The sequence below is a fragment of the Streptosporangium fragile genome (assembly GCF_039534445.1).
Taxonomy (GTDB): Bacteria; Actinomycetota; Actinomycetes; order Streptosporangiales; family Streptosporangiaceae; genus Streptosporangium; species Streptosporangium fragile.
In genome coordinates this window covers 1-15,562 of record NZ_BAAAVI010000052.1, presented here as the reverse complement: position 1 = coordinate 15,562, position 15,562 = coordinate 1, and the positions used below count along the sequence as shown (strand labels likewise).

13 protein-coding genes are annotated in these 15,562 nt (G+C 71.2%); 5 read left to right on the top strand and 8 right to left on the bottom strand.

Features of this window, described 5'->3' with window-relative positions; genetic code table 11:
* Positions 1-2 precede the first annotated feature (2 nt).
* Positions 3-449 carry a sterol carrier family protein gene (locus ABD841_RS28605; protein WP_344978291.1) on the bottom strand — a complete coding sequence of 149 codons (447 nt, stop codon included), beginning with the start codon at positions 447-449 and terminating at the stop codon, positions 3-5.
* A gap of 147 nt (positions 450-596) precedes the next feature.
* Between ABD841_RS28605 and ABD841_RS28600 the strand changes: the two genes are divergently transcribed.
* A complete protein-coding gene (locus ABD841_RS28600) occupies positions 597-2,675 on the top strand; it encodes a PhoX family protein (protein WP_425582055.1) in 2,079 nt (692 codons plus the stop codon).
* 199 nt (positions 2,676-2,874) lie between these two features.
* Here ABD841_RS28600 and ABD841_RS28595 read toward each other — a convergent pair whose 3' ends face one another.
* The 3 genes from ABD841_RS28595 to ABD841_RS28585 form a co-directional block, all read right to left on the bottom strand.
* Positions 2,875-4,347, bottom strand: a complete 1,473-nt coding sequence (locus ABD841_RS28595) for an MFS transporter (protein WP_344978287.1) — start codon at positions 4,345-4,347, stop codon at positions 2,875-2,877.
* Between the two features lie 234 nt (positions 4,348-4,581).
* Positions 4,582-5,250, bottom strand: a complete 669-nt coding sequence (locus ABD841_RS28590) for a Crp/Fnr family transcriptional regulator (RefSeq protein ID WP_344978285.1) — start codon at positions 5,248-5,250, stop codon at positions 4,582-4,584.
* Positions 5,251-5,307: 57 nt separating this feature from the next.
* Entirely contained in the window at positions 5,308-7,359 is a 2,052-nt protein-coding gene (locus tag ABD841_RS28585) for an adenylate/guanylate cyclase domain-containing protein (RefSeq protein WP_344978283.1), read from the bottom strand.
* A 259-nt stretch (positions 7,360-7,618) separates the two neighbouring features.
* Here ABD841_RS28585 and ABD841_RS28580 point away from each other — a divergent pair, with 259 nt between their 5' ends.
* Complete coding sequence (locus ABD841_RS28580) at positions 7,619-8,305, top strand: hypothetical protein (protein WP_344978281.1); 687 nt, start codon at positions 7,619-7,621, stop codon at positions 8,303-8,305.
* Between the two features lie 86 nt (positions 8,306-8,391).
* On the opposite strand, the gene purL is transcribed toward ABD841_RS28580, so the two are convergent.
* The 4 genes from purL to purS all read right to left on the bottom strand — a co-directional run bounded on the left by purL (position 8,392) and on the right by purS (position 12,477).
* Positions 8,392-10,647: a phosphoribosylformylglycinamidine synthase subunit PurL gene (gene purL / locus ABD841_RS28575; RefSeq protein ID WP_344978279.1), complete on the bottom strand. Its 2,256-nt coding sequence runs from the start codon at positions 10,645-10,647 to the stop codon at positions 8,392-8,394.
* The gene (gene purQ / locus ABD841_RS28570; RefSeq protein ID WP_344978277.1) at positions 10,644-11,327 is read right to left on the bottom strand and encodes a phosphoribosylformylglycinamidine synthase subunit PurQ; all 684 of its coding nucleotides are present in this window, start codon (positions 11,325-11,327) and stop codon (positions 10,644-10,646) included. Before purQ ends, purL begins: the two co-directional genes overlap by 4 nt.
* A gap of 292 nt (positions 11,328-11,619) precedes the next feature.
* Complete coding sequence (locus ABD841_RS28565) at positions 11,620-12,087, bottom strand: ATP-binding protein (protein WP_344978275.1); 468 nt, start codon at positions 12,085-12,087, stop codon at positions 11,620-11,622.
* 144 nt (positions 12,088-12,231) lie between these two features.
* Positions 12,232-12,477 carry a phosphoribosylformylglycinamidine synthase subunit PurS gene (purS, locus tag ABD841_RS28560; protein WP_344978273.1) on the bottom strand — a complete coding sequence of 82 codons (246 nt, stop codon included), beginning with the start codon at positions 12,475-12,477 and terminating at the stop codon, positions 12,232-12,234.
* 452 nt (positions 12,478-12,929) lie between these two features.
* Between purS and pdhA the strand changes: the two genes are divergently transcribed.
* From pdhA to ABD841_RS28545, 3 genes are all read left to right on the top strand, one after another.
* A complete protein-coding gene (pdhA, locus tag ABD841_RS28555; RefSeq protein ID WP_344978271.1) occupies positions 12,930-14,021 on the top strand; it encodes a pyruvate dehydrogenase (acetyl-transferring) E1 component subunit alpha in 1,092 nt (363 codons plus the stop codon).
* The gene (locus tag ABD841_RS28550; RefSeq protein WP_344978269.1) at positions 14,018-14,995 is read left to right on the top strand and encodes an alpha-ketoacid dehydrogenase subunit beta; all 978 of its coding nucleotides are present in this window, start codon (positions 14,018-14,020) and stop codon (positions 14,993-14,995) included. Before pdhA ends, ABD841_RS28550 begins: the two co-directional genes overlap by 4 nt.
* 14 nt (positions 14,996-15,009) lie before the next feature.
* Positions 15,010-15,562 (top strand): biotin/lipoyl-containing protein (locus ABD841_RS28545; RefSeq protein ID WP_344978267.1); only part of this gene is annotated, 553 nt, incomplete at its 3' end.

Below are 15,562 nucleotides of genomic sequence, written 5' to 3'. Positions count from 1 at the left end.
GTCTAACGCAGCGGCAGGTGGTCCGAGAGATCGGCCCTGGACCCGCTGGCCGAGACCCTCCCGGCCGCCGTCGCCTCGGCCCAGGTCAGCAGGCCGGTGGCGAGCTCCAGCCAGGTGCGCGCGTCCGTCTCGACGACGTTCGGCGGGGTGCCCCGCGTGTGGCGGGGGCCCGCCACGCACTGCACGGCCGCGTACGGCGGGACCCGCACCTCCACGGTCCGGCCGGGGGCGGCCGTCGCCAGCTTGTCCAGCAGGTGCCGCACCGCGAACCGGGTGGCGTCGCGCTCGGGGGAGATCCCGCGCTCGAAGGCGCGGAGGACCACGGCCACGCATGCTCCCAGCAGCGCCGCGAGCCCCTCGGGCCCGTCGTAGGGCGGCTCGTCGAGGGCGATCAGCTGGCTGTCGAGGGCCGCGCGGACCTTGGCGGGGTCGGGCTTGTGTGGTGGCACGCCTTCCATGATGCCCGCCCGCCGGAGGAGATCATCCGGACGAACGGTTCATCAACCGGGCAAACCTCGTTCACCCCGGGTTCGGTTGACGCCCGTAGCGTCCGTGCGGGAACGACTTTGCACTCTCTTGGAGGACCTGTGGCGAACATGTCGCCGCGCCGACTGCTCCCGCTGCTCGCGAGCCCGCACAAGGGCGGCCGCAGCGCGCTCACCTGCCGATTCCGCTGCGGTGACCAGTGCGCCCACGATGTGACGAACCCCAGCGACAACCCGTACTTCGGTGACGTGGTCGCCCAGGCGATGTCCCGCCGGAGCATGCTGCGCGCCGGGGCCGTCGGTGCCCTGGTCGTCGGGACGGGCGTCGGCACCGCCCTTCCGGCCGCGGCCGACCCGGACGTGGAGGCGGAGACCCTCCGTCACGGCGGCGGGAACGGCCCCGGCGGGAGCGGCAAGCTGCGCTTCGCCGCCGTCGCGCCGAACACCGACGACAAGCTGACAATCCCCGCCGGGTACGCCTCGGCCGCCGTGGTGCGCTGGGGCGACCCGGTGCTGCCCGGCGCCCCCGCGTTCGACTTCGAGAACCAGACGGCCGAGGCGCAGGCGGCGCAGTTCGGCTACAACTGTGACTACGTGACGCTCTTCCCGATCGGCCACAACCGCGGCCTGCTCTGGGTGAACCACGAGTACTCCGACGAGAGCCTGATGTTCCGCGGGTACAAGGACGGCACCTCCGCCACCGAGGAGCAGATCAAGATCGGCATGGCCGCGCACGGCGGCTCGGTCGTCGAGATCGAGCGCGTGGGCAACTCCGGCGAGTGGCGGCTGGTCACCAGGGGGCGTCGCCGCTACAACCGCCGCATCACCGTGCACACCCCCATGAAGTTCACCGGCCCCGCGGCCGGCAGCGACCTGCTGAAGACCGCCGCCGACCCGGCCGGCACCACGCCGGTCGGCATGCTGAACAACTGCGCCGGCGGCACCACCCCGTGGGGAACCGTGCTCACCGCCGAGGAGAACTTCAACCAGTACTTCGTCAACGGCAACGGTGTGCCCGAGGCGCAGAAGCCCTACCTCTCCCGGTACGGCGTGAGCACCACGACGGGCATCCCGAACGGCAACCGCCGGTTCGACCGGGTCGACGAGCGGTTCGACCTGGCCAAGCACCCCAACGAGCTCAACCGGACCGGCTGGATCGTGGAGATCGACCCGTTCGACCCCGACTCCACGCCGGTCAAGCGCACCGCCCTGGGCCGGTTCGCCCACGAGGGCGCCACCACCTCCCTGGCCGCGGACGGCCGGGTCGTGGCCTACATGGGGGACGACTCCCGGTTCGAGTACGTCTACAAGTTCGTCTCCAAGAAGCGTTACATCCCGGGCTTCGACCGGCACAACCGGACCCTGCTGGACGAGGGCACGCTGTACGTGGCCAAGTTCACCGGCGACAGCCCGGCCACCGAGATCGACGGCTCCGGCAGGCTTCCCGCGGACGGGAAGTTCGACGGCTCCGGCGAGTGGATCCCGCTGGTCACCGGGAACGTCTCGCACGTGCCCGGGATGACCGCCGCCGAGGTGCTCGTCTACACCCGGGTCGCGGCCGACAAGGTCGGCGCGACCAAGATGGACCGCCCCGAGGACGTGGAGCGCAACCCCGTCACCGGCGGCGTCTACGTGGCCCTGACCAACAACTCCAACCGGACCCCGGCCCAGGCGGACGAGGCCAACCCGCGCTCGGCCAACAAGCACGGTCACGTCCTGGAGATCGTCGAGCGCCGCAACGACGCCGGTGCCACGACCTTCGCCTGGTCGCTGCCGCTGGTCTGCGGCGACCCGAACGACCCCGCCACGTACTTCGCCGGGTTCGACAAGACCAAGGTCTCGCCGATCTCCTGCCCGGACAACGTCACCTTCGACGCCGACGGCAACCTCTGGATCTCCACCGACGGCAACCAGCTCGGCGCCAACGACGGCCTGTTCGTCATGCCGGTGCGCGGTCCCGAGCGCGGTTACCTGCGCCAGTTCCTGAGCGTGCCGGTCGGCGCCGAGACGTGTGGTCCGCTGATCAGCAAGGACCAGCGGAGCGTCTTCGTGGCCGTGCAGCACCCCGGTGAGACCGACGACGCCAGCCCCGAGAACCCCAGCAGCCACTGGCCCGACGGCGGGACCAGCCAGCCCCGTCCGTCCGTCGCGGTCGTCTGGCACACCGAGGGCAAGAAGATCGGTTCCTGACCCGGCGCCGGCCCGTCCCGGAGCCCCGTCCTACGGGCGGGGCTCCGGGACGGGCGCGGGCCGTCACCGTGCCCGCGGCCACCGGTCGCGCCATCGGCACGAACGCCGCCGCCGCCTCGATCGGTGGGAAGCCCGGCTCGTTCTGCGGGCAGAGCGCGGCGAAGAAGCAGATCCCGAGCACCCCGAAGGACCACAGCCCCTACCGCGCGGCGGGGTCTCGGCGGGCTCTCGCCAGGGCGGCCGTCAGGGCGCCGGTCAGGGCGACGGCGAACAGCACGGCGTAGGTCTTCCGGAAGCCGTCCATCAGCTGCTCGACGGCCACGGGTGAGACGCGCGACAGCGTGCCCGCGTAGACCTGGCCGCGCAGCTCGGCGCTGACCGAGCTGGTCAGAACGCTCAGCGTGACGGCGACGCTGAGCACGATCCCGACATTCATGATCATGAGCCGGAAGCCGTTCACCACGCCCAGGCTCCCCGCGGGCAGGGCCGACATGACCTGTGTGGTGTTGCCGGTGAGGAAGGTGCCGCTGCCGCAGCCGCACAGGAACAGCCCCACCCCGATGATCCAGTACGGCGTGGCGGGGTCGACGGTCAGGAACAGCACGCCCAGCCCCGCCGTGCTCATCAGGGCTCCCCCCACGGAGAGCGCGTAGGGCGGCACCCGGCGGCCGAGGGCACCCGCCGCAGGGGAGGCCACGGCCATGCCGATCGGCACCGGCAGCACGCCCAGGGCGGCGGTGACGGCGTCGACGCCCCTGGCCGCCTGGAAGTAGAGGGCGACCAGGAGGATCAGCGCCGAGCGCGCCAGCGCGTTGCAGAAGGACGCCACGTTGGCGAAGGCCAGCATGCGCTCGCCGAACAGCCGCATGTCGAGCACGGGGTGCGACGACCGGCGCTCCACGAGGATCAGCGCCGGGACCAGCGTCACCGCGATCCCCGCCCCGACGATCACCACCGGGCTGGACAGGCCCCGCGACCCCGCCTCGGAGAGCGCGATCAGGGCCGCCGAGAGCGCGGCGAACACGATCAGGTTGCCGAGCGCGTCCACCGGCCGGCGCGGCCCCCGGGGGACCCGGCGCAGGGTGAAGGCGCCCCAGGCGAGGGCGATCAACCCGGCGGGCACGTTCACCCAGAAGATCCACTGCCAGCCCGCGGTGTCGGCGACGAGGCCGCCCACGGTCGGCCCGGCGAGCTGGGCGACGGAGAGCGTGCCGATGTAGACGCCCATGCCCTGGCTGAGCCGGTCCGAAGGGAAGGCGTCGGTGATGATCACAGTTCCGTTCGCCAGGATCATCGCCGCCCCGACCGCCTGCACCACCCGCATCGCGATCAGAAACCAGATCCCCGGCGAGAACCCGGCCAGCAGCGACCCGACGGTGAACAGCGCGAATCCCGTCAGGTAGATCTCCCGGCGGCCCAGCAGGTCGGCCACCCGGCCGAAGAAGACCAGGCTCGCGGTGTTGACGAGGAGGAAGGCCAGCAGGACCCAGCCGGCGGCGAACGCGTCCGCCCGGAAGTGCCTGACCACGGTGGGAAGCGCCACGTTCAACGTGCTTCCGGATATGCCGATCAGGACCATGCCGAGGCTGGTGACCGAGCAGACCCGCCACGCGTAGCGGAGTTTGGACAGGTATTCGGGGGAGCCGGGTAGGTCTTGGGGAATTGCGACCATGAATCCCAGTCTGACGTACGTCGTACGTCGATCACGGTGCGGGTCACCCCGCACTGTGTACGTCGATCACGGTGCGGGTCGCCCCGCACTGTGTACGGCGGCACGGCGCGGGACCTCCCCGCCCGACGGAGGACGCGCGCGCCCTTCCATCGGAAGGGCGCGTCCCACCGCCGGCTGTCGTCGGGCCGTCGAGGGCTCCCGGAGGGCGGGCCGTCGAGGGCTCCCGGAGGGCCCTCAGCGGGCCCGCTTGCGCAGCCCCTCCATGTCGTGGACGATCACGCGGCGGCGGCCGGTCTCGATCAGCCCCCGGTCGCGCAGCGAGCGCAGGGCCTTGCTCACCGCCTCGCGGGAGGCACCGGTCCAGCCGGCCAGCTCGTCCTGGGAGAGGGGGAGCGCCACCCGGACGCCGCCGTCGTCCGGCTCGCCGTACCGCTCGGCCAGCTCGACCAGGCGGGTGGCCACCCGGCCCGTGGTGTCGAACGCGCCGTACTCGATCCGCTTGCGGTCGGCGTCGCGCATCTTGCTGGTGATCATCTGCATGAGCAGCACCGCCACCCGTCCGTGCTCCTGCAGGTAGGCGGGGAAGTCGCGGATGGTGATCCCCTCGACCGGCTCCAGCGCGGTGACCGTGGCGGACCTGGGCAGGCCGTCGATCGCCGCGAACTCGCCGAGCAGCGCACCCGGCCCGCGCACCGCGAGCACCACCTCGCTGCCGGCCGCGGTGTGCGAGGACACCTTGACGCGGCCGGACGTCAGGAGGAGAACCCAGTCGGACACGTCGCCCTCGGTGAACATCGTCGCGCCCCTGTCCCAGCGCCGGGGGCGCCCGGCGGCATACAGGGCCGCGACCTCCTCACGCGTGAGCATCGTGATGAACTCGCCCGGTTCGGGTGTGGAGCTCATGGTCACCTCTCGGCGATCTCGGTGGTGTCGGGACGGGTCTCGCGGCCGGACGTATCTCTACGGAAGGCCGGACAGCACATAGGCATGGACAGGTTGTTCCCTGCCCTTGAGGTTGAGCCAGCCCAGGGGATGGACTTCGGCGTGGGGACCGATCAGGTCGAGAGTGCTCTGCCCGATCACGACGCTGCCGGGGTCGGCGATGCCCTCCAGCCGGGCGGCCACGTTGACGCAGTCGCCCATCGCGTTGAACCCGCGCAGCTCCGGACTGCCGATGTTGCCGACCAGCGCCTGACCGGTGTTGATCCCGATCCTGAACCGAGGATAACCGGGAGTCCCGGCCGCGATCTCCTCGGCGGCCCTCTGCATGGCCAGGGCCGCCCGCGCCGCGGCGGTGGCGTGATCCTCCTGCCGGGCGGGCGCGTTGAACAGCGCCAGCAGCGCGTCGCCCACGAACTGCACGATCGTGCCGCCGTTGCCGAGGATGATGGGCACGGCCGCGGAGTGGTAGCGGTTCAGCATCTCGACGATCTCGCCGGGCGCCACCTTCTCGGAGAAACTCGTGAAGCCCTTCAGGTCGGCGAAGAGCGCGGTCAGCTCGACCAGTTCGCCGCCGAGCGCCGCGGTCCGCGGGTCGGCCAGCAGCGACTGGGCCACGTCCGGCGACATGTACTGCCGGAAAAGCGTCTCCAGCTCGCGGTAGAGCCGGGCGTTCTCCAGGGAGATGGACAGCTGGCCGGCCAGGGTGGCGGCCAGCGCCTCGTCCTGGGGGGTCCGGCCGACCGGCACCTCCAGTGCCCCGGCGAGCCTGCCCTTCACCGTGAGCGGGTGGACGACCTTGCCGTCGAACCGGAGCGGCCCGTCGGCGGGGAAGTCCCGCTGGGCGTACTCCTTGGCGCCCACGCTGACCCGGCCGTCGTCGACCAGCTTGATACGGACCTCCCCGTACGCCTGCCGGATCCGGTCGAGGCCCTGGGCGAGGAGTTCCTTCTCGGGCAGGCCCACGCGGGCCTGGCGGCCGATGTCGGCCAACGCGGCGAGCCGCTCGGAGAGCTCGCGCTCGTTGGCCAGCGCCTCACCCGCCCGGTCGAGCACCGCCGCCTGCGCCTCGGTGAGCCCGAACTTGCCGGCCAGCCGGTCCGCGATCGGGACCCTGCTCTCCTCCCGGCGTCGCAGGTGGCCGACGAGTTCCTCCAGGGCCGCCTCGTAGTCGGCCCGCAGCCTGCGGACCGTCGCCGACAGCGCGACCGCGTCGAACAGCCCCGCGCTGCTGCCCTCCCGCCGGAACTGCAGGTAGGCGCTGTAGGCGACGAAGAGGAAGGCCGTGGTCAGCAGCACGTGCCACAGCCACCACGACAGGTGCCAGTTGCGGTGCGACGTCCCGGCGACCAGCGCCTCGGCGAGCAGCGCGTAGGCGGTGACCAGGCTGACGAGCACCGCCGCCGGACGCCTGCGGTGCAGCTGGAACAGCATCGTGGCCGCCGCCGCGTACAGCACCACCCCGATCAGCTCCAGGCCGCCGAGGCCGGCACCGCCCGTGGGGGCCGGACCGCTCAGCGGGGTGAGGCCCGGCACGAGGCAGGCGACTCCCCACAGGGCGATCAGCACGGCGACACCGCCGCGCAGCCACATCTGGTTCCTCAGCACGGCCTCGGCCGCACGCTCGCCCAGCGGCAGCGCCGAGGCGAACGCGAACACCGAGGCGATGAGGAGACCGACCGGGTGGGAGAGGTCGAAGCCGTAGCTCGGCCCGTCGAGGATGATCCTCGGCGTGGTCAGCCCGTGCACCAGGAAGGACGCGGCGCTGCTCAGGAAGACCAGTGAGACCAGCAGCAGCCGGGCGTCCGCGCGCCGTGCCGACGCCTCACTGATCATGAGGCCCAGGGCCAGGTTGATCCCGGCCACGGTGATGATCAACCAGAAGTGGCTGGGGTTGTCATGCCACACGATGTTCAGGTCGGGCTGGGCCAGCAGCAGCCAGAGCCCCAGCATCGGCATCACCAGGTGGAGCACCCAGACCAGGGCGCGGATCGGCTGGGTCGCCGGCGGCAGGTACGGTTCCCGTCCGGCGCGGTCGTCGAGGGCCGCGTTCGTCGGGTCAATGGTCGGCACGGTGGCCTCCGTGTCTGGGGAACCCGGGTGGTTCCCTGTCTCGTCCGCCCACGCCCGTAGGGGCGAGGTTCCCCCGAACGGACCGATTATCCCGCACGGGACCGGCACGGGCAGGCGTTCGAAGCCCAGGCGCCCGCACCTCTCGCCGCTGAAGCCAAAACGTGATGTTTAAAGCGACAACCTCTGGAGCGATCGAAACATCTATTACCCAGATCCATTTGGATCACATCAGGCTCTGAAGTCACAGAAAGGAAGCTCAGTGGCTACCAAGTTGCGGGGCGGACGTACGCTTGCTGTTCTGTCCGTCGGCGTGCTGGCCGGATCGATCTTCACCGTGAGCGGCAGCGCTGCCGTCGCGTCGTCGGCGGCCGGTGACGTTCACGCGTGCGTCCACAAGAAGACGCGCTACACGCGGATCGTCAACGCCACGGCCTCGTGCAGGTCGACCGAGACCCGGGTCGTCTGGAGCCAGGGAGGCGGCTCCCAGGGCATCGCCACCGCCGGCCCGCAGGGTCCGCAGGGCCCGCGCGGTCCGCAGGGCCCCAGGGGCGAGACCGGCTCGCAGGGCCTGAAGGGCGACAAGGGCGACACCGGTCCCCAGGGCCTGAAGGGCGACAAGGGCGACAAGGGCGACACCGGTCCCCAGGGCAAGCCGGGTGTCGACGGCAAGGACGGCAAGGACGGCAAGGACGGCCGGGACGGCAAGGACGCCACCGCGATCAAGGCTATGGTGTTCGACCTGAGGGAGATCGGCCTCAAGGGCAAGATCACCTGCAAGAACGTCTCGAAGGACCCCTCGATCCTGCAGTGGGGCGACTGCTCCGGCTCCCTGCGTCACCTCCTCGAGGAGGCGGGCGCCTCGGAGAAGCAGCAGGAGCCCGGCAACCAGCAGAGCCAGAACGCGACGCCCAGCACCACCCCGTCGGCGAGCCCCGCCGCCAAGTGACCCCGTCCCACCCCTTCGGACGGCGGACGCGCGAATGAAGAAGGGGTACGGCGCCCGCAAGCCGTACCCCTGTTGTGCTCGAACCGTCAGCCGAAGATGCCCGGCAGGGTGGCCTCGTGGGTCTCCCGGAGTTCGGCGACCGGGATCTCCAGGACGCCCTCCACCGTCAGGGAGGCGCCGCCGGTGGTGCCCAGGCCGTAGCAGGGCACCTCGTGGGCCGCGCACAGCTCCGCGAAGGCGTCGAACGACTCCGGCCTGACGGTCACCAGTGCGCGGGCCGACGACTCGCTGAACAGGTCGACGAACGCGTCGTCACCCGTCAGGGAGACGGTGCAGCCGACGCCCCGGGACAGGCAGGCCTCGGCCAGGGCGATGGCCAGCCCGCCGTCGGACAGGTCGTGGGAGCCGGTCAGCAGACCCCGCGAGGCGGCCTCGGTCAGGACGAGCGCCAGGTCGCGCTCGGACTCCAGACGCGCCACGGGCGGCAGGCCGCCGAGGTGGCCGTGGACGACGTGGGCCCACTCCGAACCGCCGAACTCCTGCTCGGTCTCGCCGAGCAGGACGACCCGGTCGCCCTCCCCGGTGAAGCCGGACGGCACACGCGCGGCCACGTCGTCGATCACGCCCAGCACGCCCACGACCGGGGTCGGGTGGATCGCGGTCGTCCCGGTCTGGTTGTAGAACGACACGTTTCCGCCGGTCACCGGGACGCCCAGGGTCTTGCAGGCGTCGGCCAGGCCGCGCACGGCCTCGGCGAACTGCCACATGACCTCGGGGTCCTCCGGGGAGCCGAAGTTGAGGCAGTTGGTCACCGCGAGCGGCTTCGCACCGGTCACCGCCACGTTCCGGTAGGCCTCGGCCAGCGCGAGCTGGGCCCCGGCGTACGGGTCGAGGCGGGCGTAGCGGCCGTTGCCGTCGGTGGCCAGCGCGATTCCCCGGGTCGTCTCCTCGGCGCCCGGCATGGCCTCACTGATGCGGAGCACCCCGGCGTCGGCGGGCTGGGCCAGCACCGTGTTGCCCCGGACGTAGCGGTCGTACTGGGAGGTGACCCACTCCTTCGACGCCAGGTTGGGCGAGCCGAGGAGCCGCAGCAGCGTCGCGCGCAGGTCGGCGGGGCGGTCGAGGCGGGCCGGGTCGTCGGCGTTCAGCGCGGCCTGGCCGGCCGGCTCGTGGAACGGCCGCTCGTAGACCGGGCCCTCGTCGGCCGCGGTACCCGGCGGGATGTCGACGATCGTCTCGCCGTGCCAGGTCATCACCAGGCGGCCGGAGTCGGTGACCTCGCCGATGACGGTCGCGGGGATGTCCCACTTCGCGCAGATCGCCATGAAGGCGTCGATGTCGTCGGGGGTGACGACCGCCATCATGCGTTCCTGCGACTCGCTCATCAGGATCTCCTCGGGCCGCAGCGACGGGTCGCGCAGCGGGACGAGGTCGAGCCGGACGTCCATGCCGCCGGTGCCCTTGGCCGCGAGCTCGGTGGTCGCGCAGGAGACGCCGGCCGCGCCGAGGTCCTGGATGCCGACGACCACGTCCGCCTGGTACAGCTCCAGGCAGCACTCGATCAGCAGCTTCTCCATGAAGGGGTCGCCGACCTGGACGCTGGGGCGCTTGGCGTGCGACTCGTCCTCGAAGGTGGCCGAGGCGAGCACGGACGCGCCGCCGATGCCGTCAGGACCGGTCAGCGCGCCGAACAGGACGACCTTGTTGCCCGGGCCGGGGGCGGTGGCCAGCTTGATCTGGTCCTTGCGCAGCAGGCCCACGCAGAGCGCGTTGACCAGCGGGTTGCCGATGTAGCAGGGGTCGAAGACGACCTCCCCGCCGATGTTGGGCAGGCCCAGGCAGTTGCCGTAGTGACTGATGCCCTCGACCACGCCGGGCAGCACCCGCCGGGTGTCGGGGGCGTCGGCCGCGCCGAAACGCAGCGCGTCCATCACCGCGATCGGCCGGGCGCCCATCGACATGATGTCGCGGACGATGCCCCCGACGCCGGTCGCCGCACCCTGGTGCGGCTCGACGTACGACGGGTGGTTGTGCGATTCGATCTTGAAGGTGGCCGCCCAGCCGTCGCCGACGTCGACCACGCCGGCGTTCTCGCCCATGCCGACGAGCAGAGCCTCCGAGACTGGAGCCTTCGTGCCGAACTGGCGCAGGTGCACCTTGGAGGACTTGTACGAGCAGTGCTCGCTCCACATGACGCTGTAGATGGCGAGTTCCGAGCTCGTGGGCCGACGGCCGAGGATCTCGCGGACCCGCTCGTACTCGTCGGTCTTCATGCCCAGCTCGGCGTAGGGCTGGCGCTCCTCGGGGGTCTCCTCGGCGCGCTTGACGGTGTCGAGGGTCATGCGTTCACCAGCTTCTTGAGGATGGAGGTGAAGAACCCGCGGCCGTCGGTGCTCGGGGCCCCGGTGAGGTCCTCGACGGCGTGCTCGGGGTGCGGCATGAGACCGACGATGTTGCCGGCCTCGTTACGGATGCCCGCGATGTCGTTCAGGGAGCCGTTCGGGTTGCCCCCGACATAGCGGAAGACGACCTGGCCGCCCGCCTCCAGCGCCTCCAGGGTGGCCTGGTCGGCGACGTAGCGGCCCTCACCGTGCTTGATCGGCAGCACGATCTCCTGGCCCTCGGTGAAGGCGGAGGTCCAGGGGGTGGTGGTGCTCTCCACCCGGATGCCCTGGTCGCGGCAGATGTAGTGCAGCCCGGCGTTGCGCATCAGCGCGCCCGGCAGCAGGTGGGCCTCGCAGAGGATCTGGAAGCCGTTGCAGGTGCCCAGCACCGGCAGGCCGGCCCTGGCCGCCGGGATCAGCTCTTCCATCAGCGGTGCGAACCGGGAGATGGCCCCGCAGCGCAGGTAGTCCCCGTAGGAGAACCCGCCCGGCAGGAAGACCGCGTCCACCCCCTTCAGGTCGGGGTCCGCGTGCCACAGCGGGACGGCCTCGCCGCCGGCGTGGCGCACGGCGCGGGCCGCGTCCTGATCGTCAAGAGTTCCGGGAAAAGTGACCACGCCCACGCGGGCAGCACTCATGACAGCGTTCCCCTCCACAAACGAGCGCCGCGCCGACGTCTCACACATCGGACATCGGTCTGCGGCGGTGTGTCCAGGCTATCTGCTCCCCGGAGAGAGGCGACCAAGCCCCTGCCACAGGCCCGGCGAGGTGGGCGAGAGGCCGTCCCGCGAAGGGCGGGGCGCGGTCGTACGGGCTGGTGGGCCGGCTCGGTGGCGCTGCGCGGTCGACCGCGGGATCACCGAGGTGTCGACCGGGTGCTCGGTGCCGGATACGCCTCATGTGGCGGGGCGGGACCTCGGATCCGGCTCACTAGACGGCGGCGAGCACCCGTTCGCGTGTGGACGCGGCGTCCTCGTCCCAGTCGAGGTGCTTGCGCAGGTGCACGACGGTGCCCCGGCCGGGGGTGATCTTGAAGGAGATCTCGTCGACCACGGCCTGCATGATGAGGATGCCCCGGCCGTTCTCGATGTCGGTCGGCGGGTACTGCTCCGGCACCCGGAGGAGGCCCTGGCCGCGGTCGATGATGCGGACGTCGCAGCGGCCGTCGCCGATGGCGGTCTCGACCCGGTAGCGGTTGGCCGGGCCGCCGTGCCGGACGGCGTTGGCGCACGCCTCCGTGACCGCCAGGAGGATGTCGGAGACACAGTCTTCGGTGACGCCGAACGAGCGCAGGGAGTCACCCAGCGCCCTGCGGACCATCGGAATTCCGACGGCCTGTCTGGGCAGAGCCAGCGAGAACTCCATGCCCACCGCGTTCCTCCCGGGGTCAGACGTCACCTGGTGAAGGCTTCCCTACAGAATCCGGGCTAACCGCAAAATAACCGTAATGTTATTTACTGGTGGTCAACCCATTGGATTGCTCCACCACCAAAGTGGGATTTAGACCGATCTGGGAGGTGTAGATCCGCGGGGGATGTCGCCCTACGACTCCACCGTGACGGTGAAGTCCTCGATCACCGTGTTGGCGAGCAGGGTCTCGGCCATCTTCCGGACGTCCGCGATCGCCGCCTCGTCGGCCGGGCCCTCCAGCTCCACCTCGAACCGCTTGCCCTGCCGTACCGCGGAGACGCCGGAGAAGCCGAGCCGCGGGAGCGCGCGGGCGATGGCTTGCCCCTGCGCGTCGAGAATCTCGGGCTTCAGCATGACGTCGACGATGACGCGCGCCACGGTGTTCCTCCTGGTTGGAGCGGGGACGGTTCGGCGCCTCAAGAGTAACCGGCCCGCGCAGCACTCCGTCTCCGGGGCCGCGCACTCCGTCCCCGGATCCGTGGGCCGTGCCGTCCGGCCGTGTGTCCGCGGGTCCGTGGGCCGTGCCGCCTGGCCGTGTGTCCGTGTGTCCGTGTGTCCGTGTGTCCGTGGGTCGTGCCGCCTGGCTGTGTCTTCGGGGCCGCCGTTCCGCGATCCTGCGGGAGATCCGCGCCGCGCGTGGGTGAAAGGAGAGGCGCGGGGAATGTGGATCACATGAACGCCTCGGCAGGTCTTGCGCACATACGTGTGACCTCTGCCACGATGGCCACAAACGCGGACGAGCCACCACCAGAAGGATCGAACGCGTTGCTAACCGGCCGGACGACGGTGGCGAACCCATCCAGACGGCCCCGAGCACACAGGAGCGGCACGTGACAGCCGACGCCTCCCGTGGTGCGGAAGCACCCCCGGAACTCGTCCAGTTGCTGACCCCCGAAGGAGAGCGGGTCGAGCACCCCGACTACGACATCGACCTCACCCCGGATGAGGTCCGCGCACTCTACCGGGACCTCGTCCTGGTCCGCCGCGTCGACATGGAGGCCGTCGCCCTGCAGCGCCAGGGTGAGCTGGGCCTGTGGGCCTCGCTGCTCGGCCAGGAGGCCGCGCAGATCGGCTCCGGCCGCGCCCTGGCGGAGACAGACATGGCCTTCCCGACCTACCGCGAGCACGGCGTCGCCTGGTGCCGGGGCGTGGACCCGTTGAACCTGCTCGGCCTGTTCCGCGGGGTCAACCACGGCGGCTGGGATCCCGCCGAGCACAACTTCCACCTCTACACCATCGTGATCGGCAGCCAGACCCTGCACGCGGTCGGCTACGCCATGGGCGTCCAGCGCGACGGCGCCGAGGCGGCCACCATCGTCTACTTCGGCGACGGCGCCACCTCGCAGGGCGACGTGAACGAGTCGTTCATCTGGGCCTCGGTGTTCAACGCCCCGGTGGTGTTCTTCTGCCAGAACAACCAGTGGGCCATCTCCGAGCCGCTGGAGAAGCAGTCCCGCATCCCGTTGTTCCGCAGGGCGAGCGGGTTCGGTTTCCCGGGCGTCCGGGTCGACGGCAACGACGTCTTCGCCTGCCTCGCCGTCACCCGCAAGGCGCTGGCCGACGCCAGGTCCGGGCAGGGCCCGATGCTGATCGAGGCCTTCACCTACCGGATGGGCGCCCACACCACCTCCGACGACCCCACCCGCTACCGGGTGGCCGCCGAGCTGGAGGCGTGGAAGCTCAAGGACCCGATCGAGCGGGTCCGGTCCTACATGTTCAAGAACCAGATCGCCGACCAGGAGTTCTTCGAGGCGGTCGACGCCGAGGCGGACGAGCTGGGACGTGACCTCCGCAAGCGCTGTCTCGCCCTGCCCGACCCCGAACCGCTGGCCATCTTCGACCACGTCTACGCCGAGCGCCACCCGCTGATGGACGCCGAGCGCGCCGAGTTCGCCGCCTACCTGGAGGGGTTCGAGGGATGACCACTCTCACGCTGGCCAGAGCGCTCAACGAGGGCATGCGCAAGGCCATGGAGGACGACCCCAAGGTCCTCGTCATGGGTGAGGACGTGGGCAAGCTCGGCGGGGTCTTCCGGGTCACCGACGGGCTGCAGAAGGACTTCGGCGAGCAGCGGGTCATCGACACCCCGCTGGCCGAGTCGGGCATCGTCGGCACGGCCATCGGCCTCGCGCTGCGGGGGTACCGTCCGGTGTGCGAGATCCAGTTCGACGGGTTCGTCTTCCCGGCGGCCGACCAGATCATCACCCAGCTCGCCAAGATGCCGCTGCGCTCGCTGGGCAAGCTGAGGCTGCCGGTCGTCGTGCGCATCCCGTGCGGCGGCGGTATCGGCGCGGTCGAGCACCACAGCGAGTCGCCCGAGGCGTACTTCACGCACACCGCGGGCCTGCGCGTCGTGGCCTGCTCCAACCCGGCCGACGCCTACGCGATGATCCAGCAGGCGATCCGCTGCGACGACCCGGTCGTCTTCTTCGAGCCCAAGCGGCGCTACTGGGAGAAGGCGGAGGTGGACGTCGACTCCGGCGACTGGCCGCCCTTCGACCAGGCCCGAGTGGTGCGGCCGGGGGCCGACGTCACCCTGCTCGCGTACGGCCCGATGGTGAAGACCTGCCTGGAGGCGGCCAAGGCGGCCGAGGAGGACGGCCGCTCCCTGGAGGTGATCGACCTGCGCTCGCTCAACCCGCTCGACGTCCCCCGGATCGTCGAGTCGGTGCGCAGGACCGGACGTTGCATCGTGGTGCACGAGGCGCCCGTCTACAGCGGTTTCGGAGCCGAGATCGCCGCCCGCGTCACCGAGGAGTGCTTCTACCACCTGGAGTCCCCGGTCCTGCGTGTCGGCGGGCCGTCCACCCCCTACCCCCCTTCGCGGCTGGAGGATCATTACCTGCCCGACCTGGACCGGGTCCTGTACGCCGTCGACCGCGCGTTCGCGTTCTGAAGGAGGGAGCCAGGATGAAGGAGTTCAAGCTCCCCGACGTGGGTGAGGGCCTGACCGAGGCCGAGATCGTCCGCTGGCACGTCAAGCCGGGTGACCCGGTCACGGTCAACCAGATCATCGTGGAGATCGAGACCGCCAAGGCCGTGGTCGAGCTGCCCTGCCCGTTCGAGGGCGTGGTCACCGCGCTGATGGCCGGCGAGGGCGAGACCGTCGACGTCGGCACGCCGATCATCTCCGTGGACGACGGCACGGGCGCCGGTCCCGGCTCCGGCCCCTCCGGCGCCGCCTCGGCGCCGCCCCCGGTCCCCGTGGAGAGCGCGGAGGCCGCCGGAGCGCCGGCCGACGACATGGTTCCGGTGGCGGCCCCCAGGGAGGAGCGCCAGCCGGTCCTGGTGGGCTACGGCGTCAGGACCGGCCCGGCCCGGCGCCGCCCCCGCAAGCCGTCCCCCACCGCGGCGCCCCTCGCGGGCGCGTCTGCGGGAACGCCGGCCGGGCCCTCGGGACCGGTCGGGGCTCCGACGCCGGGAGCCGGGGCGTCCGCGCCGGGTGCGCCCGGCGCCGTGGCCC

Coding starts and splice junctions, on each gene's coding strand:
- ABD841_RS28600 (WP_425582055.1), top strand. CDS start 597: ATGTCGCCGCGCCGACTGCTCCCGCTGCTCGCGAGCCCGCACAAGGGC.
- ABD841_RS28595 (WP_344978287.1), bottom strand. CDS start 4,347: ATGGTCGCAATTCCCCAAGACCTACCCGGCTCCCCCGAATACCTGTCC.
- ABD841_RS28590 (WP_344978285.1), bottom strand. CDS start 5,250: ATGAGCTCCACACCCGAACCGGGCGAGTTCATCACGATGCTCACGCGT.
- purL (WP_344978279.1), bottom strand. CDS start 10,647: ATGACCCTCGACACCGTCAAGCGCGCCGAGGAGACCCCCGAGGAGCGC.
- purQ (WP_344978277.1), bottom strand. CDS start 11,327: ATGAGTGCTGCCCGCGTGGGCGTGGTCACTTTTCCCGGAACTCTTGAC.
- ABD841_RS28550 (WP_344978269.1), top strand. CDS start 14,018: ATGACCACTCTCACGCTGGCCAGAGCGCTCAACGAGGGCATGCGCAAG.